Origin of the sequence: Pseudomonas sp. NPDC088322, from assembly GCF_044740745.1 — a bacterium.
GTDB lineage: Bacteria > Pseudomonadota > Gammaproteobacteria > Pseudomonadales > Pseudomonadaceae > Aquipseudomonas > Aquipseudomonas shirazensis.
In genome coordinates this window covers 86,507-108,230 of sequence record NZ_JBIURK010000010.1, presented here as the reverse complement: position 1 = coordinate 108,230, position 21,724 = coordinate 86,507, and the positions used below count along the sequence as shown (strand labels likewise).

The 21,724-nt window shown below is 62.6% G+C and carries 20 protein-coding genes and 1 pseudogene; 10 read left to right on the top strand and 11 right to left on the bottom strand.

What is annotated here, in order from left to right:
* Positions 1-14 precede the first annotated feature (14 nt).
* A complete protein-coding gene (locus ACIOAU_RS23385) occupies positions 15-1,295 on the top strand; it encodes an FAD/NAD(P)-binding oxidoreductase (protein WP_101322776.1) in 1,281 nt (426 codons plus the stop codon).
* Complete coding sequence (locus ACIOAU_RS23380; protein WP_150570280.1) at positions 1,250-2,104, top strand: sulfite exporter TauE/SafE family protein; 855 nt, start codon at positions 1,250-1,252, stop codon at positions 2,102-2,104. Before ACIOAU_RS23385 ends, ACIOAU_RS23380 begins: the two co-directional genes overlap by 46 nt.
* Here the strand turns inward: ACIOAU_RS23380 and ACIOAU_RS23375 are convergent.
* On the bottom strand, positions 2,093-2,980 hold the full coding sequence (locus tag ACIOAU_RS23375) for a LysR family transcriptional regulator (RefSeq protein WP_101322774.1): 888 nt from the start codon (positions 2,978-2,980) through the stop codon (positions 2,093-2,095). The two genes, ACIOAU_RS23380 and ACIOAU_RS23375, sit on opposite strands and share 12 nt — an antisense overlap.
* A 166-nt stretch (positions 2,981-3,146) precedes the next feature.
* On the opposite strand from ACIOAU_RS23375, the gene ACIOAU_RS23370 reads away from it, so the two are divergent.
* Positions 3,147-4,796, top strand: a complete 1,650-nt coding sequence (locus tag ACIOAU_RS23370) for a GMC family oxidoreductase (RefSeq protein ID WP_101322773.1) — start codon at positions 3,147-3,149, stop codon at positions 4,794-4,796.
* 97 nt (positions 4,797-4,893) lie between these two features.
* Complete coding sequence (locus tag ACIOAU_RS23365) at positions 4,894-6,513, top strand: MFS transporter (protein ID WP_101322772.1); 1,620 nt, start codon at positions 4,894-4,896, stop codon at positions 6,511-6,513.
* A gap of 154 nt (positions 6,514-6,667) precedes the next feature.
* Here the strand turns inward: ACIOAU_RS23365 and ACIOAU_RS23360 are convergent, their stop codons facing one another.
* The 4 genes from ACIOAU_RS23360 to glyQ form a co-directional block, all read right to left on the bottom strand.
* Complete coding sequence (locus ACIOAU_RS23360; protein WP_101322771.1) at positions 6,668-7,450, bottom strand: 1-acyl-sn-glycerol-3-phosphate acyltransferase; 783 nt, start codon at positions 7,448-7,450, stop codon at positions 6,668-6,670.
* A 62-nt stretch (positions 7,451-7,512) separates the two neighbouring features.
* Positions 7,513-8,040 carry a D-glycero-beta-D-manno-heptose 1,7-bisphosphate 7-phosphatase gene (gene gmhB / locus ACIOAU_RS23355; RefSeq protein WP_401184837.1) on the bottom strand — a complete coding sequence of 176 codons (528 nt, stop codon included), beginning with the start codon at positions 8,038-8,040 and terminating at the stop codon, positions 7,513-7,515.
* Between the two features lie 3 nt (positions 8,041-8,043).
* Entirely contained in the window at positions 8,044-10,098 is a 2,055-nt protein-coding gene (gene glyS / locus ACIOAU_RS23350) for a glycine--tRNA ligase subunit beta (protein ID WP_101322769.1), read from the bottom strand.
* Positions 10,095-11,042, bottom strand: a complete 948-nt coding sequence (gene glyQ / locus ACIOAU_RS23345; protein WP_101322768.1) for a glycine--tRNA ligase subunit alpha — start codon at positions 11,040-11,042, stop codon at positions 10,095-10,097. The genes glyS and glyQ overlap by 4 nt, the downstream gene beginning before the upstream one ends.
* Positions 11,043-11,125: 83 nt before the next feature.
* Between glyQ and ACIOAU_RS23340 the strand changes: the two genes are divergently transcribed.
* Both ACIOAU_RS23340 and ACIOAU_RS23335 read left to right on the top strand, forming a co-directional pair.
* Positions 11,126-11,677: a DNA-3-methyladenine glycosylase I gene (locus tag ACIOAU_RS23340; RefSeq protein WP_220632825.1), complete on the top strand. Its 552-nt coding sequence runs from the start codon at positions 11,126-11,128 to the stop codon at positions 11,675-11,677.
* Positions 11,678-11,717: 40 nt separating this feature from the next.
* Positions 11,718-12,605, top strand: coding sequence for a lysophospholipid acyltransferase (locus tag ACIOAU_RS23335; protein WP_150570278.1), 888 nt, complete (start codon positions 11,718-11,720; stop codon positions 12,603-12,605).
* Positions 12,606-12,742: 137 nt separating this feature from the next.
* Here the strand turns inward: ACIOAU_RS23335 and ACIOAU_RS23330 are convergent, their stop codons facing one another.
* The 5 genes from ACIOAU_RS23330 to def are packed head-to-tail and all read right to left on the bottom strand — an operon-like array spanning position 12,743 to position 17,266.
* Positions 12,743-13,051: a tetratricopeptide repeat protein gene (locus tag ACIOAU_RS23330; RefSeq protein WP_181105936.1), complete on the bottom strand. Its 309-nt coding sequence runs from the start codon at positions 13,049-13,051 to the stop codon at positions 12,743-12,745.
* A gap of 12 nt (positions 13,052-13,063) precedes the next feature.
* Positions 13,064-14,437: a Trk system potassium transporter TrkA gene (gene trkA / locus ACIOAU_RS23325; protein WP_101322764.1), complete on the bottom strand. Its 1,374-nt coding sequence runs from the start codon at positions 14,435-14,437 to the stop codon at positions 13,064-13,066.
* 22 nt (positions 14,438-14,459) lie between these two features.
* Complete coding sequence (rsmB, locus tag ACIOAU_RS23320) at positions 14,460-15,770, bottom strand: 16S rRNA (cytosine(967)-C(5))-methyltransferase RsmB (protein WP_181105937.1); 1,311 nt, start codon at positions 15,768-15,770, stop codon at positions 14,460-14,462.
* The gene (gene fmt / locus ACIOAU_RS23315; RefSeq protein ID WP_188036915.1) at positions 15,767-16,699 is read right to left on the bottom strand and encodes a methionyl-tRNA formyltransferase; all 933 of its coding nucleotides are present in this window, start codon (positions 16,697-16,699) and stop codon (positions 15,767-15,769) included. The genes rsmB and fmt overlap by 4 nt, the downstream gene beginning before the upstream one ends.
* Before the next feature lie 60 nt (positions 16,700-16,759).
* Complete coding sequence (def, locus tag ACIOAU_RS23310) at positions 16,760-17,266, bottom strand: peptide deformylase (RefSeq protein ID WP_101322761.1); 507 nt, start codon at positions 17,264-17,266, stop codon at positions 16,760-16,762.
* A 209-nt stretch (positions 17,267-17,475) separates the two neighbouring features.
* Between def and dprA the strand changes: the two genes are divergently transcribed.
* The 4 genes and pseudogenes from dprA to ACIOAU_RS23290 all read left to right on the top strand — a co-directional run.
* Complete coding sequence (dprA, locus tag ACIOAU_RS23305; protein WP_259075161.1) at positions 17,476-18,573, top strand: DNA-processing protein DprA; 1,098 nt, start codon at positions 17,476-17,478, stop codon at positions 18,571-18,573.
* Between the two features lie 36 nt (positions 18,574-18,609).
* The gene (locus ACIOAU_RS23300) at positions 18,610-19,167 is read left to right on the top strand and encodes an L-threonylcarbamoyladenylate synthase (RefSeq protein ID WP_150572348.1); all 558 of its coding nucleotides are present in this window, start codon (positions 18,610-18,612) and stop codon (positions 19,165-19,167) included.
* 471 nt (positions 19,168-19,638) lie between these two features.
* Entirely contained in the window at positions 19,639-19,953 is a 315-nt protein-coding gene (locus ACIOAU_RS23295; RefSeq protein WP_401184832.1) for a DUF3077 domain-containing protein, read from the top strand.
* A 452-nt stretch (positions 19,954-20,405) separates the two neighbouring features.
* Positions 20,406-20,681: pseudogene (locus ACIOAU_RS23290) on the top strand (DUF3077 domain-containing protein); the annotation flags it as partial.
* A gap of 44 nt (positions 20,682-20,725) precedes the next feature.
* On the opposite strand, the gene ACIOAU_RS23285 reads toward ACIOAU_RS23290, so the two are convergent.
* Positions 20,726-21,703: an NADPH:quinone reductase gene (locus tag ACIOAU_RS23285; RefSeq protein WP_150570273.1), complete on the bottom strand. Its 978-nt coding sequence runs from the start codon at positions 21,701-21,703 to the stop codon at positions 20,726-20,728.
* Between the last annotated feature and the right edge of the window lie 21 nt (positions 21,704-21,724).

Here is a 21,724-nt window from a genome sequence, read left to right as displayed (position 1 = left end):
AAAGGAAAACCCGCATGCCTGCCTTGCCATCCACAGCCAATAGCACGCGCATCGACCATCACAAGGTGGTGATCGTCGGCGCTGGTGCTGCGGGGATTGCCACCGCCGCCAGTTTGTTCAAGCGTGATCCGACGCTCGATATTGCGTTGATCGACCCGGCCGAGGTGCACTACTACCAACCCGGCTGGACCCTGGTCGGCGCTGGTGTATTCAGCGCTGCCAGCACCGCGCGCAGCATGGTCAGCGCCATCCCCAAAGGCGTGCGATTTATAAAAGCGCGGGTGATTAGTTTTGATCCCGCAGCGCAAAGCGTGGTTGTGGAGGACGGCCGCATCATCAGTTACGAACAGCTGGTGGTCTGCCCGGGCCTGACTCTCGACTGGCAGGCAATCGAGGGCCTCACGGAAACCCTCGGGCGCAACGGTGTGACCTCCAACTACCGTTATGACCTGGCACCTTACACCTGGCAATTGGTCCAGAATCTCAAGCAAGGCCGCGCCCTCTTCACCCAGCCCCCGATGCCCATCAAGTGTGCAGGGGCCCCACAGAAGGCGTTGTACCTTTCGTGTGATCACTGGCTGCGGCGTGAGCGCCTGGGTGCCATCAAGGCCAGCTTCTACAATTCGGGTCCGGTACTTTTTGGCGTTGCTGACTACGTGCCCGCATTGATGGCCTACATCGACAAGTACGCGGTGGATCTCAACTATTCACACCGCCTGGTGGCAGTAGATGGTCCGGGCAAGCGCGCGACGTTTATCCACAGCCTGGCCGATGGCAGCACGCAGACGCGAGTCGAGCCCTTCGACATGTTGCACGTGGTGCCGCCGCAAGTAGCGCCCGAGTTCATCCGCAGCAGCCCGCTGGCGGATGGCGCGGGCTGGCTGGATGTCGATCCGTTCACTCTGCGCCATCGGCAGTTCGCCAACGTGCACGGCCTGGGTGATGCGATCAATACCAGTAACGCCAAGACTGCCGCGGCTGCGCGCAAGCAGGCGCCGGTGGTGGCCAACAACGTGCTGGTAGCGCTCGGCCGGTCGCCTACCCTCGCGCACTATGACGGTTACGGTTCATGCCCGTTGACCGTGGAGCGCGGCAAGATCGTCCTGGCTGAATTCAAATACGGCGGTACGCTGGCACCCAGCTTTGCGCAGTGGTTGCTCGACGGCCGGCAGCCTACTCGGCTGGCCTGGCTACTCAAGGTGAAGCTGCTCCCTGCGCTGTATTGGCATGGGATGCTCAAAGGCCGTGAATGGCTGGCGCGGCCGCAACCTGCCGGCACCGAGAAGCAATCGTGATCGAAGTGCTGGGTGCAGCGCTGGGCGCTATCATCGGAGCGGTACTGGCGTTGACCGGTGCTGGCGGAGGCATTCTGGCAGTGCCGTTATTGGTATTCGGGCTGGGTTTGAATATGGTCGAGGCGGCGCCAGTTGGCCTTTTGGCCGTCGGCCTGGCGGCGTCAGTCGGTGCGCTGCTCGGGCTGCGCCAGGGCCTGGTGCGTTATCGCGCGGCGTTGTTCATTGCGCTGATCGGTATCTGCGCAACACCTTTCGGTTTGATGCTCGCTCATCGGTTGCCCAACGCACCGCTGGCGTTGGTGTTCGCCGCAGTGCTGATCCATGCCTGCCTGCGCATCTGGCGCAAGGCGGCGCGCGAGTTGCGTGGTGAGCCGCCGTGTGGCGAGCGGCTGATCATGCCCTGTGTACTCAACCCTTTGCAGGGGCGGCTGCGCTGGACCTTGCCCTGCGCACGTGCCCTGGCCGTGACTGGCGGTGTGGCGGGTTTACTGTCGGGACTGCTGGGCGTCGGTGGCGGCTTCGTCATCATTCCGGCGCTCAGCCGTTATACCAACCTGGAGATGAAGAGCATTGTCGCCACCTCGTTGGCGGTGATCGCGCTGGTTGCCTGCGGCAGCGTAGTCAGCGCCAGCGTCGCCGGGGTGATGCACTGGCAGGTAGGTGCACCCTTCGCGGTAGGTGCGGTGATGGGCCTGCTACTGGCGCGCCCACTGGCCGGCAAGTTGGCCGGGCCGCGCTTGCAGCAGGTGTTTGCCGTGGTCGGCATCGGCGCAGCGCTGCTGCTGGCGAGCAAGGGCCTACTCGGCTAGCAGCTCGGCCTGCTCTGCTGCACACAGCGCCAGCAGGTAATCCCAGACTACCCGCAGGCGCACTGACTTGTGCAACTCGCGCCGGGTGCAGATCCAGTAGCTGCGCTGGATGGTTTCGCTGGGCAGCACCCGGCGCAGCTGTGGATCATGCCTGGCCATGTAGTTGGGCAGCACAGCGATGCCCAGGCCGGCGCGTGCGGCCTGCTGCTGAGCGATGACGCTGGTGCTGCGAAAGATCACATTCGGGGCACGGCAGAAACTGTTGAGAAACAGCAGCTCCTGGCTGAACAGCAGATCGTCGACGTAGCCAATCCAGCTGTGACGGGCCAGATCCTCACGACTGTTCAGCGCCGGTGAGCGTTCGAGGTACTCGGGGCTGGCGTAGAGCGCCAGCCGATAGTCAGTGAGCTTGCGAGTTATCAACAGGTCGGCATTGGGCCGTTCCAGATGAATGCTGATTTCTGCCTCGCGGTTGAGGATGCTGACGAAGCGCGGCACCGCCACCAGTTCGACTTCCAGGCCCGGATAGCGCTCGAACAAGGCGCGCATGCGTGGGGTGAAGAACATGATGCCGATGCCTTCGGTGACACCCAGGCGGATCTTGCCCAGCGGCGTTATCGCCTGGGTGATCTCTTCCTGCGCCAACAGCGCGACGTTCTCCATCGCTTCGGCATGCTTGAGCAGTGCCTGGCCAGACGGCGTCAGCTCGTAACCCTGTGCATGTTGAACGAACAGCGCTGTGCCCAGGCTCTTTTCGATGCCCTCGATATGCCGCGCCACCGTGCTGTGGGTGGTGTTCAAGCGCTTTGCTGCAGTCAGCAGACGGCCGCTGCGCTGCAACTCGAGAAAGAACCTCAGATCATTCCAGTCGAACATGCTTATCCCTGTGCATAACTGTGAGCGGCTGTCAGGTTACTTAGGAAACGGCTGATATTGGCTGTGCTAAAACGCACAGCGGTTGAGCGAAAACTCGTGTTTCCTTAGCGAAATTACGCACTAAGATCAAAAGCGACAAGAATAATAATCAGGCCCGAGGTCGCACATGCCATCAGCCGATTCTGCCTACGACTATGTCGTTGTAGGCGCTGGCCCAGCCGGATGTTTGCTGGCCAACCGTTTGTCCGCCGATCCATCCTGCCGGGTGCTGCTGCTCGAAGCGGGTGGGCGCGATAACTATCCATGGATTCACATCCCGGTCGGTTACCTCTATTGCATCGGTAACCCGCGCACCGACTGGTGCTTCAAGACCGAGGCGCAAGCGGGCCTTGGCGGCCGCAGCCTGGGTTATCCGCGCGGCAAGGTGCTCGGCGGCTGCTCGTCGATCAACGGCATGATCTACATGCGCGGCCAGGCCAGCGACTATGATCGCTGGGCTGAACAAGGCAACGACGGCTGGGCCTGGAAAGACGTGCTGCCGCTGTTCAAGGCCAGCGAGAATCACTATGCCGGCAGCAGCGACAGCCACGGCGCCGACGGCGAATGGCGGGTCGAACAGCAGCGCTACAGCTGGCCGATCCTCGACGCCTTCCGCGATGCCGCCGAGCAGAGCGGGATTGGCAAGGTCGATGACTTCAATACCGGCGACAACCAAGGCTGTGGATACTTTCAGGTCAACCAGCGCAGCGGCGTACGCTGGAATGCGGCCAAAGCCTTTCTGCGGCCAATCCTCAAGCGGCCCAACCTGACTCTGCTCACTGGCGTCGAAGTTGACCAGGTGCTGCTCGACAATACCCGTGCTACGGCGGTCAAAGCTCGCTGGCAGGGTGAGTGGCACGAGTTTCAGGCGCGGCGGGAGATCATTCTCTGCGCAGGCTCGGTGGGTTCACCGGGTATCCTGCAACGTTCCGGCATAGGCCCGCGCAAGCTCCTCGAAGACCTCGGCATTGGCGTACGCCATGACATGCCTGGCGTGGGCGGCAACCTGCAGGACCATCTGCAGCTGCGCCTGATCTACCAGATCCGCAACACCCGTACCTTGAACCAGATGGCCAACAGCCTATGGGGCAAGATGGGCATGGGCCTGCGCTATCTATACGACCGCAGCGGCCCGCTGGCGATGGCGCCCAGCCAGCTCGGCGCGTTCGTTCGCTCCAGCCCCGAGCAGGCCAGCGCCAACCTGCAGTATCACGTCCAGCCGCTGTCACTGGAGCGCTTCGGCGAGCCGCTGCATCGCTTCCCGGCGTTCACCGCGTCGGTGTGCAACCTGCGCCCCGCCAGCCGCGGGCGCATCGATATTCGCTCGGCCGATCTGCATGCCGAGCCTGTGATCAACCCTAACTATCTGAGCGACCCGCAAGACCTGCGAGTTGCCGCCGATGCCATTCGCATGACCCGGCGCATCGTCCAGGCCCCTGCCCTCGCCGCCTTCGACCCGGTCGAGTACCTGCCGGGCGCTGCGCTCAACACTGAAGAAGAGCTGTTTGAGGCTGCGAGCAAGATCGGCACCACCATCTTCCACCCGGTCGGCACGTGCCGCATGGGCAGCGGCGCGTTCGATGTGGTCGACCATCAACTGCGTGTGCACGGCATCCCGGGTCTGCGCGTAGCTGACGCCTCGATCATGCCGCAGATTGTTTCCGGCAATACCTGTTCACCGACACTGATGATCGCCGAGAAAGCGGCGCAACTGATTCTCAAAGGAGCTGCAACCCAAACCTACCTCAGCGACGCAAGCGCAATACCGACGCCCTGACCAGGTGCGTGCAACAAGCGGCGGCTGGTGATCAGGGCCTGCCGGCAGTGGAACAACAAGAATAATCACTGTGGCCTGCGGGCCGAGGACAGCAACGATGTCTGATTACATTCAAGAGCAGGGAGCAGCGGCGAGCCCTACCAGCCGTCGCGAGGAAAGAAAGATCATTTTCGCGTCATCCCTCGGGACGGTTTTCGAGTGGTATGACTTTTTTCTGTACGGCGCTCTGGCGGCGGTGATCAGCAAGCAGTTCTTTGCGGGGGTCAACGACACCACGGCGTTCATCTTCGCCCTGATGGCATTCGCTGCGGGCTTCTTGGTCAGGCCGTTCGGCGCGCTGGTGTTCGGCCGCCTGGGCGACATGATCGGGCGTAAATACACCTTCCTGGTCACCATCGTGTTGATGGGCTTGTCGACCTTCGCGGTCGGGCTGTTGCCTACCTATGCCAGCATTGGTATCGCGGCGCCGATCATCCTGGTGATTCTGCGCATGCTCCAAGGCCTGGCGTTGGGTGGCGAGTACGGTGGCGCGGCAACTTACGTGGCCGAGCACGCACCGCCCGGCAAGCGCGGTTTCCATACCGGCTTCATCCAGTCGACCGCGACCCTGGGCCTGCTGCTGTCGTTGCTGGTGGTACTGGGTAGCCGCTACATCAGCGGTGATGAGTTTGAAACCTGGGGCTGGCGCCTGCCGTTCCTGCTGTCGATTGTGCTGCTGGGGATTTCCACCTGGATCCGCATGAGCATGCACGAGTCGCCAGCCTTCGTGAAAATGAAGGCGCAGGGCAAGCTGAGCAAGTCGCCGATTCGTGAGTCGTTCACCAATTGGAGCAACCTCAAGATCGTCCTGACGGCACTGTTCAGCATCAACGCCGGTCAGGCAGTAACCTTCTACACGGCGCAGTTCTATGTGCTGTTCTTCATGACCCAGATGCTCAAGATGGACCCGGCCCAGGCCAACACTCTGCTGATCATCAGCGTGGTGATCGGCGCGCCGTTCTTCGTGTTCTTCGGTTGGCTGTCTGACCGCATTGGCCGCAAGCCGATCCTGATGGTTGGCCTGCTGCTGGCAACCGTCCTGTACTTCCCGCTGTTCAAGGCCCTGAGCCATTACGCCAACCCACAGATCGACGCCGCCAGCCGTCAGTCGCCCATTGTGGTGATGGCTGACCCAGCCAGCTGCACCTTCCAGTTCGACCCGGTCGGCAAAGCGCGTTTCGACAGCCCGTGCGACAAGGTCAAGACCTTCCTGGTCAAGCAGGGCCTGCCGTACAGCTCGGCTGCTGCGACTGGCAGTGATGTCGTGGTGAACATCGGCGACACGGCCATCACCGGCTTCGACGAAGCGGCAATGCGTGCGGCGATTACCCAGGCGGGGTATCCGGCCAAGGCCGATCCTGCGCAGGTCAACGAGTTCATGGTGGTAGCGCTGATTGTAGCGATGATCCTGATCGCGACCATGACCTATGGCCCGCTGGCGGCGGTGATGGTCGAGCTGTTCCCGACGCGGATCCGCTATACCTCGATGTCTCTGCCGTACCACATTGGTAACGGCTGGTTCGGTGGGTTCCTGCCGACCGTATCGTTCGCGCTGGTGGTGTATACCGGGGATATTTTCTATGGGCTGTGGTACCCGGTGTTGATAACCGGGGTGAGCCTGGTGGTGGGGATATTCTGTTTGAAAGAGACCAAGGATGTGGACCTGGACAAGGTCTGATCTGAAACAGCCGGGGGCTGCACAGCAGCCCCCGTTTTCAATCACGAAAAAAACTTATGCACGGTTTTCGAAAAACTGTCACATAGATAAATAGCTATAAATTTCAATCACTTAGAGTCAATCTCTAAGCATCATTTGAAAAGTTGCTCACAAGTTATCCACAATTTTCCAAGCTGTCTGCGGCGCTGCTTTCAGCCACTGGAGGCAGCGCACCCAGCGCCCGCTGGGTCTCCTGATTCCACGCCTCAGCGCGGTTATTCAGGTCAGCAATGGCCCGCGGCCCGCTGCCTTCGGCATACATCGGCTCGCCAATCACCACCTCGATCACCCCCGCCTGCTTGCCCCAGCCAGACTTCGGCCAGTAACGGCCGGCGTTATGCGCAATCGGCAGCACCGGCAGGCCTGCGTTCACCGCCAAGGCCGTACCGCCACGGGAGAACTTGCCGATCTGCCCATACGGGACACGGGTACCCTCAGGGAAGATCAATACCCACACGCCTTGCTTGAGCAGCTCGTCGCCCTTCTTGGCAACGTGGCGCAAGGCTTCCTTGGGGTTGTCGCGGTCGATCGCGATCGGCCGCAGCATGGCCATGGCCCAGCCAAAGAACGGCACATACAGCAGCTCACGCTTGAGTACCTGGCTCAGCGGTTGGAAGTACGCCGACAGGAAGAACGTTTCCCAGGTGCTCTGGTGATTGGACAGAATCACGCACGGGGTCGCTGGCACGTTCTCCGCGCCGGTGATCTTGTAGCGGATACCCAGCATCACCTCGGTCAGGCGCACGGCAAAGCGGCACCAGTAGACGTTGATGAAGCGGTAGCGCTTTTGAAACGGCAGAAACGGCGCGATGAAGAAGCTCAAGGTGCACCAAAGCAACGAGCTGGTGCCCAGCAGCAGGTAAAAAAGAAAGATTCTGATCGCCTGCAGGATCGACATAGTGGCATGTACCGTTGCGGGTCGTGCCCGCCTAATGAACTGTGCGCCAGGCGGCGGACAGTCTAGATAAGTGCTCTGGCGACAGCGGCCAGATCGTCAAAAATCAGCGTGCTTGCAGCGACGCCCTTGCTCAGGGTGCGCTCACCTTTGCCGGTTTTCACCAACACCGGTTGTGCTCCGACGGCCAGGGCGGCCTCCAGGTCACCTTTACTGTCGCCGACGAACCATACGCCAGGCAGCTCTGCCTGGTAATGGGCAGCGATTGCCTCGAGCATGCCCGGCTTCGGTTTGCGACAGGCGCAGCCCTCGTCCGGACCATGCGGGCAGTACACGACGAGGCCCAGTTCGCCACACTGCTCGGCCACCAGCTCGCGCAAGCGCGTGTGCATGGCCTCGAGGGTGTCCAGCGAATAGTAGCCCCGGGCAATGCCGGACTGGTTGGTGGCCACCGCCACCGTCCAGCCCGCTTTGCTCAACTGCGCGATGGCCTCGATCGCGCCGGCAATGGGGATCCACTCCTCCAGCGACTTGATGTAGGCGTCGGAGTCGTGATTGATCACCCCGTCACGATCGAGAATCAGCAGTTTCAAGGCTTACCCCAGCAACGAGATGTCGGCCACACCCAGGAACAGACCGCGCAGGCGGCTGAGCAGGGCGTAGCGGTTGGCACGGACCTTGGCATCTTCGGCGTTGACCATCACTGCCTCGAAGAAGGCGTCCACCGGGTCACGCAGCGCTGCCAGGCGGGCCAGCGACTCACGGTACTGACGGGCCGCGGCCATCGGTTGCACAGCCTGGTCGGCCTGCTGGATCGCCGAGTACAGCGAGAACTCGTTGGCATTGTCGAAATACTTCGGCTCGACTTGCTCGGAGATCGCACCCTCAGCCTTGCTCAGTAGGTTCGACACACGCTTATTGACCGCGGCCAGGGCCCCGGCTTCAGGCAGTTGGCGGAACGCCTGCACTGCCTGTACGCGTTGGTCGAAGTCCAGCGCCGAGCCTGGCTTGAGGGCACGTACCGACAGGTAGGTACCGACGTCGATGCCTTCGTCTTCATAACGTGCACGCAGGCGGTCGAAGATGAACTCCAGGACCTGCTCGGACAGCCCGGCTGGCTTGATCTTGCTACCGAACTGGTTGACGGCGAAGCTCACGGCGTCGGTCAGGTCCAGGTCCAGCTGCTTGTCGATCAGAATGCGCAGCACGCCGAGGGCAGCGCGACGCAGGGCGTACGGGTCTTTGCTGCCGGTTGGCAGCATGCCGATGCCGAAGATACCGACCAGGGTGTCGAGCTTGTCGGCAATGGCCACGGCAGCACCGGTGAGGGTCTGCGGCAGTTCCGCGCCGGCACCGCGCGGCATGTACTGCTCGTTCAGGGCCAGGGCGACGTCTTCCGGCTCGCCGTCGTTCATGGCGTAGTAGTAGCCGGCAACGCCTTGCATTTCCGGGAACTCGCCGACCATTTCGGTGGCCAGGTCACACTTGGACAGCAAGCCGGCACGCGCCGCACGCTGGGCGTCGCCGCCGATGCGTGGGGCGATGTAGGCGGCCAGCTTGGAGACGCGCTCGGCTTTGTCGTAGACGCTGCCCAGCTGGGCCTGGAACACCACGTTCTTCAAGCGCTCGTTGAAGGTCGCCAGCGGCTGCTTCTTGTCCTGCTTGAAGAAGAACTCGGCGTCGGTCAGGCGCGGACGCACGACCTTTTCGTTACCGAGCACGATCTGCTGCGGGTCACGGCTCTCGACGTTGGCCACGGTAATGAAGCGCGGCAGCAACTTGCCGTCGCTGTCGAGCAGGCAGAAGTACTTCTGGTTGTCCTGCATGGTGGTGATCAGCGCTTCTTGCGGCACTTCAAGGAAGCGTTCCTCGAACGAGCACACCAGCGGCACCGGCCATTCGACCAGCGCAGTCACTTCATCGAGCAGCGCCGGCGGCACGATGGCCGTGCCTTCCTGCTGCAGGGCGAGCTCTGCGGTGCGCTTGGCGATCAAGTCGCGGCGCTCGGCAAAATCGGCCAGCACGTAGGCTTTGCGCAGGTCTTCGGCGTAGTTGGCAGGCGCGCTGATAACCACGTTTTCCGGGTGGTGGAAACGGTGCCCACGCGACTCGCGACCGGCTTGCTGCTTGAGGATGGTGCAATCGACCACCTGCTCACCGAGCAGCATCACCAGCCATTGGGTTGGCCGCACGAATTCTTCACGGCTGGCCGCCCAGCGCATGCGCTTGGGAATCGGTAGGTCGTTGAGCGAATCTTCGACGATGGTCGGCAGCAGGCTGGCAGTAGCCTTGCCCGGGATGTGCTGCGAGAAGCGCAGTTTGGCGCCGCTCTGGTCGATCTCGCTGAGGTCGACGCCGCACTTCTTGGCAAAGCCCAGGGCCGCCTGAGTTGGCTGGCCTTCGGCGTTGAACGCGGCCTGCATGGGCGGGCCATCGACGTTGATGGAGCGGTCAGGCTGCTGCACGTCGAGCTGACGAATCAGCACTGCCAGGCGGCGCGGCGCGGCATACACGCTCTTGCCGGCGTAGTTCAGGCCAGCGGCCTGCAGGCCTTTTTCGATACCGGCCAAAAACGCGTCACCGAGGCTGGCGAGGGCTTTGGGTGGCAGCTCTTCGGTGCCCAGTTCAACCAGAAAATCTTGAGCACTCATTGTGCAGCCTCCAGCTTAGCCAACACTTCGTCACGCAGTTCAGGGGTCGCCATCGGGAAGCCCATGCGGGCACGGGCTTGCAGGTAGCTTTGCGCCACGTCGCGAGCCAGCGTACGTACGCGCAGGATGTAACGCTGGCGCTCGGTCACCGAGATGGCGCGGCGGGCGTCGAGCAGGTTGAAGGTGTGCGACGCCTTCAGGACCATTTCATAGGTCGGCAGCGGCAGGTCGAGCTTGATCAGGCGGTTGGCTTCGCTTTCGTAGAAGTCGAACAGCTCGAACAGTTTGTCGACGTTGGCGTGCTCGAAGTTGTAGGTCGATTGCTCCACTTCGTTCTGGTGGAACACGTCGCCATAGGTGACCACACCGAACGGGCCGTCAGCCCAGACCAGGTCGTACACCGAATCAACGCCCTGCAGGTACATCGCCAGGCGCTCGAGGCCGTAGGTGATTTCGCCGGTGACCGGGTAGCACTCCAGACCGCCGACTTGCTGGAAGTAGGTGAACTGAGTCACTTCCATGCCGTTCAGCCAGATTTCCCAACCCAGACCCCAGGCGCCGAGGGTCGGCGATTCCCAGTTGTCTTCGACGAAGCGCACATCGTGCACCAGCGGGTCGAGGCCAATCGCTTTCAGCGAGCCCAGGTACAGTTCCTGGAAGTTGGCCGGGTTAGGCTTGAGGACCACCTGGAACTGGTAGTAATGCTGCAGGCGGTTGGGGTTTTCACCATACCGTCCGTCGGCAGGCCGACGGCTTGGCTGCACGTAGGCGGCGTTCCAGGTTTCTGGGCCGACGGCGCGCAAAAAGGTCGCGGTGTGGAAAGTGCCGGCGCCTACTTCCATATCGTAGGGCTGAAGTACCACACAACCTTGCTCAGCCCAGTACTTCTGCAGGGCGAGGATGAGGTCTTGGAAGGTACGCACGGCTGGCGTAGGCTGGCTCACGAAATTCACCTGTATCTGGGGATGCGGATGTAAAGAGCGGGAGTATAACCCGATTCGCCTCGCCCTCTACTGATTGGAGCCTTATGCCACGCTGCTTTTGGTGTACCGACGATCCGTTGTACCAGGCCTACCACGACCAGGAGTGGGGAACGCCGCAGCGCGATCCGGCGTTGCTGTTCGAGATGCTTTTGCTCGAAGGGTTCCAGGCCGGGCTGTCCTGGATCACCGTATTGCGCAAGCGCGAGCGCTATCGCCAGGTCATGTATGACTTTGACCCGGTGCAGCTGGCGCAGATGAGCGATGAGCGCATCGAGGAATTGATGCTCGATGCCGGGATCATCCGCAACCGCCTCAAACTCAACGCGGCGCGGCGTAATGCCAAGGCCTGGCTGGCTGTGGATAACCCGGCCGAGTGGCTCTGGTCGTTTGTCGGCGGCACGCCGAAGATCAACCACTTCACCGACCGTAGCGAGATGCCGGCAGTCACCGACGAGGCCAAGGCGATGAGCAAGGCGTTGCAGAAAGCCGGCTTCACGTTCGTTGGTCCGACTATCTGCTACGCGTTCATGCAGGCCACCGGGATGGTCATGGACCACACCACCGACTGCGATCGCTACGCCGCCTTGGCGCGCTGAGCGGGTACAATGCGCGCTTGCTGAAATAAGGAATTCGCCTGTGGAAAAGTTCAAGGGCGCCCTGATGGTCGGGGTGCTGCGCCTGTTTGCCAAGCTGCCCTGGAGCGCGGTGCAACGGGTTGGCGCCGGCATTGGCTGGCTGATGTGGAAGATACCCAACGGTTCGCGCAACGTGGTGCGGATCAACCTGGCCAAGTGTTTTCCGGAGATGGACCCGGCCGAGCGCGAGCAGTTGGTCGGCCGCGCCCTGCGCGATATCGGCAAGTCGTTTGTCGAAAGCGCCTGCGCCTGGATCTGGCCGCCCCAGCGTTCGCTGGACCTCGTCCACGAAGTGCAGGGCCTGGAAGTGCTGGAGGCCGCCCTGGCCTCAGGCAAGGGCGTAGTCGGCATTACCAGCCACCTGGGCAACTGGGAAGTGCTCAACCACTTCTACTGCAGCCAGTGCAAACCGATCATTTTCTACCGCCCGCCCAAGCTCAAGGCGGTCGATGACCTGCTTCGCGAGCAGCGCGTGCAGATGGGCAACCGTGTGGCGCCGTCGACCAAGGAAGGCATCCTCAGCGTGATCAAGGAAGTGCGCCGTGGTGGCCAGGTGGGGATTCCGGCTGACCCGGAGCCGGCCGAGTCGGCTGGGGTATTTGTACCGTTCCTCGGCACCCAGGCGCTGACCAGCAAGTTTGTGCCGAACATGCTGGCTGGCGGCAAGGCGGTCGGGGTGTTCCTGCATGCGCTGCGGCTGCCGGATGGTTCTGGGTTCAGGGTAATTCTCGAGGCGGCGCCCGAGGAGATGTACAGCACCGATGTAACGGTGTCGGCGGCGGCCATGAGCAAGGTGGTCGAGCGTTATGTGCGCGAGTATCCGAGCCAGTACATGTGGAGCATGAAGCGCTTCAAGAAGCGTCCGGCTGGCGAGCCGCGCTGGTATTGAGGTTTCTGGGGCTGCTGCGCAGTCCTTCGCGGGCAAGCCCGCTCCCACAGGTTACGGCGGCGCTGCAAATGCTGTGGGAGCGGGCTTGCCGGGACGCCGGACCGCCGCGAAGAGCTGCAAAGCGGCCCCCAGCAATCTCAGATTTTATTCAACTTCTTCAAAAACACCGCCATCTCTTTCTCGGCCTGCTTGTCGCCATGCGCCCGCGCCGCTTCAGTCCCTTGTTCCCACGCCTGCCGCGCCGCGGCCAGATCACCGCTCAGCTGATAAGCCTTGCCCAACAGCTTCCACGCCGCCGAATACTTCGGGTCCAGCTCAACGCAGCGGGCCAGATGCACCGCCGCCTCGGCGCCGTTGCCCTCATCCAGCCAGGCCTTGCCCAGACCGAAGCGCAACAGTGAGTTATCCACACCCTTGTCGAGCATCTTCTGCAGCGATTCGCGCATTGCCGTGCCTCCTTAGAAAAAGCTCAAGCCCACGTGGAACAGCTTCTCGACGTCGCGGATATGCTTTTTATCCACAACGAACAGAATCACGTGGTCGCCGGTTTCCAGCACCGTGTTGTCGTGGGCGATCAGCACCTGCTCGGCACGAATGATCGCGCCAATGGTGGTGCCCGGCGGCAGGTCGATGTCGGCGATGGCCTTGCCAATCACCTTGCTCGACTTGGCGTCACCATGCGCCACCGCCTCGATCGCCTCGGCCGCACCGCGGCGCAGCGAGTGCACGCTGACGATATCGCCGCGGCGCACGTGGGCAAGCAAGGTGCCGATAGTCGCCAACTGCGGGCTGATGGCGATGTCGATATCGCCGCCCTGCACCAGGTCGACATAGGCCGGGTTGTTGATGATGGTCATCACCTTGCGCGCACCTAGGCGCTTGGCCAGCAGCGACGACATGATGTTGGCCTCGTCGTCGTTGGTCAGGGCCAGGAAGATATCGGCGTCGGCGATGTTCTCTTCCAGCATCAGGTCCTTGTCCGAGGCGCTGCCCTGCAACACCACGGTGCTTTCCAGGGTGTCGGACAGGTAACGGCAACGGGCCGCGTTCATCTCGATGATCTTGACCTGGTAGCGGCTCTCGATCGCTTCAGCCAGGCGCTCGCCGATCTGCCCGCCCCCGGCGATGACCACACGCTTGTTGGTCTCGTCGATGCGGCGCAACTCGCCCATGACCGCACGGATGTCCTTCTTCGCGGCGATGAAAAAAACCTCGTCATCGGCTTCAATGACGGTATCGCCCTGCGGCTTGATCGGCCGGTCACGGCGGAAGATCGCCGCCACGCGGGTGTCGACATTGGGCATGTGCGCGCGGATCTGGCGCAACTGCTGGCCCACCAGCGGGCCGCCGTAGTAGGCCTTGACCGCCACCAACTGGGCTTTGCCGTCAGCGAAGTCGATCACCTGCAGTGCGCCGGGGTGCTCGATCAGACGCTTGATGTAGTTGGTCACCACCTGTTCGGGACTGATCAGCACGTCGACCGGGATATGGTCGTTGTGGAACATTTCTTCCCGAGTCAGGTACGCCGATTCGCGCACCCGAGCGATCTTGGTCGGGGTGTGGAACAGCGAGTAGGCGACCTGGCAGGCGACCATGTTGGTCTCGTCGCTGTTGGTCACCGCCACCAGCATGTCGGCGTCGTCGGCGCCGGCCTGGCGCAGCACCGTCGGCAGCGAGCCACGGCCCTGCACGGTGCGGATATCAAGGCGGTCGCCAAGGTCGCGCAGGCGGTCGCCATCAGTGTCGACCACAGTGATGTCATTGGCTTCGCTGGCCAGGTGTTCTGCCAGCGTGCCGCCTACCTGCCCTGCGCCAAGGATGATGATCTTCATCCACTACTCCTAACCTGGTGTTTTATCCGCGCGAGGCGGCAATCTTGATCAGCTTGGCATAGTAGAAGCCGTCGTGGCCGCCTTCCTGAGCCAGCAACTGGCGCCCGTGCGGCTGGCGCAGGCCGGCCTCGGTGGCCAGGTCCAGTTCACGGGCGCCTGGCGTACGGGCCAGAAACGCCTCGATCACTTCAGTGTTTTCGGTCGGCAGGCTCGAGCAGGTGGCGTACAGCAGCATGCCGCCGACTTCCAGGGTTGGCCACAGCGCATCGAGCAACTCGCCCTGCAACGTGGCCAGGGCTGGGATGTCATCAGCCTGACGGGTCAACTTGATGTCCGGATGACGGCGGATCACTCCAGTCGCCGAGCACGGTGCGTCGAGCAGAATGCGCTGGAAGGTCTTGCCGTCCCACCAGTTGGCGGTGTCGCGGGCATCGCAGGCGATCAGCTTGGCGTCCAGTTGCAGGCGCGCCAAGTTCTCGCGCACGCGGACCAGGCGCTTGGCTTCCAGGTCGATCGCCACCACTTCGGCCAGGCCCTGCTCGGCTTCGAGCAGGTGGCAGGTCTTGCCGCCCGGTGCGCAGCAGGCATCCAGCACGCGTTGGCCGGGGGCCAGTTCGAGCAGGTCGGCGGCCAGTTGCGCCGCCTCGTCCTGCACGCTGATCCAGCCTTCGGCAAAGCCTGGTAGGCCACGCACGTCGCAGGCAGCCGCGAGCACGATGCCGTCGCGGCTGTACTGGCAAGCAGCGGCAGCGATACCGGCTTCGCCAAGCAAGGCCAGGTAGGCGTCGCGGCTGTGATGGCGGCGGTTGACCCGCAGGATCATCGGCGGATGAGCATTGTTGGCGGCGCAGATGGCTTCCCACTGCTCCGGCCAGAACGCTTTGAGCGACTTCTGCAGCCAGCGCGGGTGGGCGGTACGTACCACCGGGTCGCGCTCCATGCTGGCGAGCAGTTCTTCGCCCTCGCGCTGGGCGCGGCGCAGCACGGCATTGAGCAGGGCCTTGGCCCACGGCTTTTTCAGCTTGTCGGCGCAGCCCACGGTTTCGCCGATGGCGGCATGCGCCGGGATTCGCGTGTAGAACAGCTGGTACAAGCCCACCAGCAGTAGCGCCTGCACATCACTGTCGGCCGCCTTGAACGGCTTTTGCAGCAACTGCGCGGCCAGCAGCTCCAGGCGTGGCTGCCAGCGGGCGGTGCCGAAGGCGAGGTCCTGGGTCAGGCCACGGTCGCGTTCCTCGACCTTGTCCAGTTGCGTTGGCAACGAACTGTTCAGCGAAGCCTTGCCGCTGAGTACAGCAGCGAGGGCGCGGGCAGCAGCCAGACGTGGGTTCATTGGCCAAGCACCTTGCCGTCAGCGAACTTCTCGCGGCGGCTGTTGAACAGGTCGCTGAAGTTCAGCGCCTTGCCGCCTGGCAGTTGCAGGCGGGTCAGGCTCAGTGCCTGCTCACCGCAGGCGACGATCAGGCCGTCCTTGCTGGCGCTGAGGATCTGGCCGGGGGCGCCGCTGCCTGTGGACAACTTCGCTTCGAGGACCTTCACGCTTTCGCCATCGAGGCTGGTGTGGCACACCGGCCATGGGTTGAAGGCGCGTACCAGACGCTCCAGCTCAACTGCCGGGCGGCTCCAGTCGATGCGCGCTTCTTCTTTGTTCAGCTTGTGTGCATAAGTGGCCAGGGCGTCATCCTGCACTTCGCCCTGCAAGGTGCCAGCGGCCAGCCCGGCAATCGCCTCGAGCACGGCAGGCGGGCCCATTTCGGCAAGGCGGTCGTGCAGGCTACCGCCGGTGTCGCTGGCACTGATTGGAGTAGTGACCTTGAGCAGCATCGGCCCGGTGTCCAGGCCCGCCTCCATGCGCATCACGGTGACGCCGCTCTCGGCATCGCCGGCTTCGACGGCGCGCTGGATCGGCGCCGCACCGCGCCAGCGTGGCAGCAGCGAGGCATGGCTGTTGATGCAGCCCAGGCGCGGGATATCCAGCACCGCCTGCGGCAGGATCAAACCGTAGGCAACCACCACCAGCAGGTCCGGCGCCAGCGCGGCCAGTTCGGCCTGGGCCTCGGCATTGCGCAGGGTCGGCGGTTGCAGCACAGGGATGTCATGGGCCACGGCCAACTGCTTGACCGGGCTCGGCATGAGCTTTTGCCCACGGCCGGCCGGGCGGTCGGGCTGGGTGTACACCGCAACCACCTGGTAAGGGCTGTCGAGCAGGGCTTTGAGGTGTTCGGCGGCAAACTCAGGGGTGCCCGCGAAGACGATGCGCATGGAGTTCTCGCTTGAAATAGAAAAAGGCTTGCCGGAGCAAGCCTTCTGCAAGGTGGGGGATCAGGCGTTCTGGCGGTGCTGCTTTTCCAGCTTCTTCTTGATCCGGTCACGTTTGAGCTGCGACAGGTAGTCGACAAACAGCTTGCCGTTGAGGTGGTCCAGCTCGTGCTGCACGCACACCGCGAGCAGGCCCTCTGCCTCCATCTCGTACGGCTTGCCATCGCGATCCTGGGCTTTGACCCGGATGCGCAGAGGGCGATCGACGTTTTCGTAGAAGCCCGGCACCGACAGGCAACCTTCCTGGTACTGGCCCATGTCGTCGGTCAGCTCTTCGAGCTCGGGGTTGATGAACACCCGTGGCTCGCTGCGATCTTCGCTCAGGTCCATCACTACCAGGCGCAGGTGGACGTTGACCTGCGTCGCGGCCAGGCCGATGCCAGGCGCTTCGTACATGGTTTCAAACATGTCGTCGATCAGCTGGCGCAAGGCGTCGTCAAACACCGTCACCGGTTTGGCAATGGTACGCAGGCGCGGGTCCGGGAATTCGAGAATGTTCAAAATGGCCATAGGGGTCAGGCAGTCACTGTGCGGTCGGTTGAAAACTGAACACACATAATAAAGGCAAACGCACGATTCAGCACGTAGCAAAGGTCAGCTAGGGTTTCAGAACGGCGCTTATAGCCGAATCTGTTGACAGGTTATAAAACTCTTATCAACACAGTTATCCACAGGTTGTGCCATCTGCATGACCCTTTGTCGATCAAGGATGATCAGCCATGCCCGTTCCCCTTTCGTCTGACTGTCCACCTGCTGAATTAGAGGCGAGGCTGCGCCTGCATCGCTTGCCTGACGTCGGTATGCGGCGTTTTCTGACACTGATTGAGGCGTTTGGCAGCGCCTCCTCGGCGCTCAGTGCACCGGCAACTGCCTGGCGCACGCTGGGGCTGACTGCCGCTGCCTGCGAGGCTCGGCGCAGCCCAGAAGTGCGCGATGGTGCCAGCGCTGCAATGGCCTGGCTAGAGCGTCCGGGCCAGCATTTGCTGATGTGGGACCAGCCTGGCTACCCGCCTCTGCTGGGCGAAATCGACGATGCCCCGCCGCTGCTGTTTGTGGCCGGCAACGTTGAAATACTCGAGCGCCCGCAGCTGGCTGTCGTCGGCAGCAGGTGCGCTTCGCCGCCGGCGCTGGACAACGCCGCGGCTTTTTCGCGCTGCCTCGCCCGCGCCGGTTTTACCATCACCAGCGGCCTGGCGCTGGGCGTAGACGGCGCCGCTCATCGGGCTGCGCTGGACGCTCAAGGCAGCACAATCGGGGTGCTTGGCACGGGTCTTGAAAAACTTTATCCACAGCGCCATAAAGCCCTCGCGCAGGAGATGATCGAGCGTGGTAGTGCAGTGGTTTCAGAGTTCCCGCTGGACGCCGGACCACTGCCTGGCAACTTCCCCCGTCGCAACCGGATCATCAGTGGTTTGTCGCTCGGTGTGCTGGTAGTCGAGGCCGGTACCGCCAGCGGCTCGCTGATCAGCGCCCGTCTGGCGGCCGAGCAAGGCCGCGAGGTGTACGCCATCCCAGGCTCGATCCATCACCCCGGCGCCAAGGGCTGCCACCAGTTGATTCGTGACGGCGCGCTGCTGGTGGAAAGCGTCGAGCAGATCCTCGACAGCCTGCGCGGTTGGCAAAACCTGCCGCCGGTGGCTGTGGATAAACCCGTCCACCCCCTGCTCGCCTTGCTCCACGCTGCACCGCAAACCAGCGAAGGGCTGGCCCGCAGCAGCGGGCAGGCGCTGGCGCAGGTGCTCGCCAGCCTGACCGAGTTGGAGCTGGAAGGCCGCGTCAGCAATCAAGCTGGGCGTTGGTTTGCGCGGTCTGGCTGAGTAAACTGCAGGTCAGCGTAATTCGGAGTAACAACAATGGTCAGCAGTTGGCGTGTGCAGCAAGCCGCACGGGAAATTCGCGCGGGCGCGGTGATTGCCTACCCGACCGAAGCAGTCTGGGGTCTGGGCTGCGACCCCTGGAATGAAGACGCGGTGTACCGCCTGCTCGCGCTCAAGTCGCGGCCTGTGGATAAAGGCCTGATTCTGGTGGCAGACAGCATCGAGCAGTTCGACTTCCTGTTCGAAGACTTCCCCGAAGACTGGATCAAGCGCATGGCCGACACCTGGCCTGGCCCAAACACCTGGCTGGTACCGCATCAGGGCATGTTGCCGGAGTGGGTCACCGGCCAGCACGACACCGTTGCCCTGCGCGTCACTGATCATCCACAGGTGCGCGAGCTTTGCGCGCTAGTTGGGCCGCTGATTTCCACCTCGGCCAACCCCGGTGGACGGCCGGCAGCGAAGAGTCGCTTGCGGGTGGAGCAGTATTTCCGGGGAGATCTGGATCTGGTGCTGGGCGGGTTGTTGGGCGGGCGGAAGAATCCGAGTGTGATTCGTGATCTGGCCACTGGCGAGGTGGTGCGGGCGGGGTGAGCGTCTGGCTCGAGTCTGCCGGGGCTGCTTTGCAGCCCTTTCGCGACACAAGGCCGCTCCTACAGGCACCGCGTGCTACCTGCTTACGCGGTGCCTGTAGGAGCGGCCTTGTGTCGCGAAAGGGGTGCGTAGCGCCCCCAGCACTACCAGGCCATGTGCAGGATATTTCTGATTTTTTACCAAAAGGCTGTGCGGATCGTATTCGGCGAAATATCCTACGCACGCTGTAGAATGCCATCACCTTCTCAGTGGGAACTCATGCCTCTAGGCTTCACATCGTCGCTGAATAACTCAGCGATCGGGTGTGGTAACCCGGAGATGATGATTCCCCATGTCAGTCATGGCAGCTGTGCGCGGGAGGCTTTTAGCCTGCCGGGTCTTGGGGTATCTCTCCGGTTTACCACCCTGCGTATAGCTGCCACCAATTCGCGTGGTAACGAGTTGTAGCGGCGATTGATTAGAGAAAACCCCATGACCAAGAAGCTTGTACCTGATCCGCCTCTCCCACTAACCACGAGTCACCCCTTCGGTCGCTGCGAAGCCGGCCATCCTCCGCTTTACTCGGTAAACCCAAACATCCCCATCGAAGACGCTCTGGTCCACGTCGCACTGCACCTGCGCTGTGCCTACGAAACCGGCCTGCAAGCCATGGAGCATATGCGCGAAGAAGGCCGCGGCCTGTTCTGGGCCAACCTCCATGCAGTGGAAGCGGCTGAAGGTGTGGTCGACTCGCTGCTCGACAACTTCGAGGCTGGCACCCTGGACAAGCGCATGTCTCTCACCTGACACCCGCTGTGCAGGACGTTGGGGCCGTTAGCCGGCCCCAATCACTCAGGGCAGCAGTACGGCCGAACCAACGGAGCGTAGCGCCCCAGTATTTCTGGCTGGTACCGAAGTCGTGAGTCCGCAGACTGTTGCCCAGCATTACTCAGTCATGTGCAGGATATTTCTGATTTTTACCAAAAGGCTGTGCGGATCGCATTCAGCGAAATATCCTACGCACACTGTCGTATGCCATCACCTTCTCAGTGGGAACTCATGCCTCTAGGCTTCACATCGTCGCTGAATAATTCTGCGATCGGGTGTGGTAGCCCAGGTGCTTTTTTTCCATGACAGTCTATGGCGGCTGTGCGCGGGAGGCTTTCGAGCCTGCCTGGATTGGAAAATGCCCGGGTCTACCACCTCGCGTATCGCCGCCACCCAATTCACGTGGTAGTGAATTGAAGCGGTAAAGCTCCACCACCGCCCACCCCTTCGGCCGCTGCGAAGCCGGCCATCCTCCGCTTTTCTCAGTAAACCCAAACATCTCCATCGAAGACGCTCTGGTCCACGTAGCGCTGCACCTGCGCTGTGCCTACGAAACCGGCATGCAAGCCATGGAACACATGCGCGAAGAAGGCCGTGGCCTGTACTGGGCCAACCTGCACGCGGTGGAAGCGGCTGAGGGTGTGGTTGAGTCTTTACTCGACAGCTTCGAATCCGGGACATTGAGCGAGAGGATGTCGTTGACCTGACGCCCGGTGCTGGCTGTATTGGGGCCGCATAGCGGCCCCGCAGCTCAGGGCAACAGCACCGTCGAGCCGACCGTGCGCCGCGCCGACAGCTCGCTCTGCGCCTTGGCCGCTTCGCTGAGCGGGTAGCGTTGCTGGATATCCACCGTCAGCTGGCCGCTGGCGATCATGGCGAACAGGTCATCGGCCATGGCCTGGGTGTTTTCGGCGTTGTTGGCGTAAGTGGCCAAGGTCGGCCGGGTCACGTAAAGCGAACCCTTCTGCGCCAGAATGCCCAGGTTGACGCCACTGACCGCGCCGGAGGCGTTGCCGAAGCTGACCATCAAGCCGCGTGGCTGTAGGCAGTCCAGCGAGGTCAGCCAGGTATCGGCGCCAACGCCGTCGTATACGACCGCAACCTTTTTGCCGTCAGTCAGCTCAAGCACGCGCTTGGCGACGTCTTCGTGGCTGTAGTCGATAGTCTCCCAGGCGCCGAGGGCCTTGGCCCGCTCGGCTTTTTCCGCCGAGCTGACCGTGCCGATCAGCTTGGCGCCCAGCGCTTTAGCCCACTGGCACGCCAGCGAGCCAACCCCACCAGCTGCGGCGTGGAACAGGATCACTTCGCCCGGCTGCACGGCGTAGGTCTGTTTGAGCAGGTACTGCACGGTCAGGCCTTTGAGCATCACTGCGGCAGCCTGCTCGAAGCTGATGCTGTCGGGCAGTTTGACCAGGTTGGCTTCGGGCAGCGTGTGCACTTGGCTGTAGGCGCCCAGCGGGCCGCCGACGTAGGCGACGCGGTCGCCGACCTTGAGCCGGGTGACACCTTCGCCGACCGCATCGACGATGCCGGCACCTTCGGTGCCCAGGCCCGAGGGCAGTGCTGGCGGTGGGTACAGGCCGCTGCGGAAATACGTGTCGATGAAGTTCAGGCCGATAGCCTGGTTGCGCACACGAACCTGCTGCGGGCCGGGTGGGGCCGGGTTGAACTCGACCAGTTGCAGTACTTCGGGGCCGCCATGCTGGCTGAACTGGATACGCTGGGCCATCTCGCACTCCTGTTGTCGGAT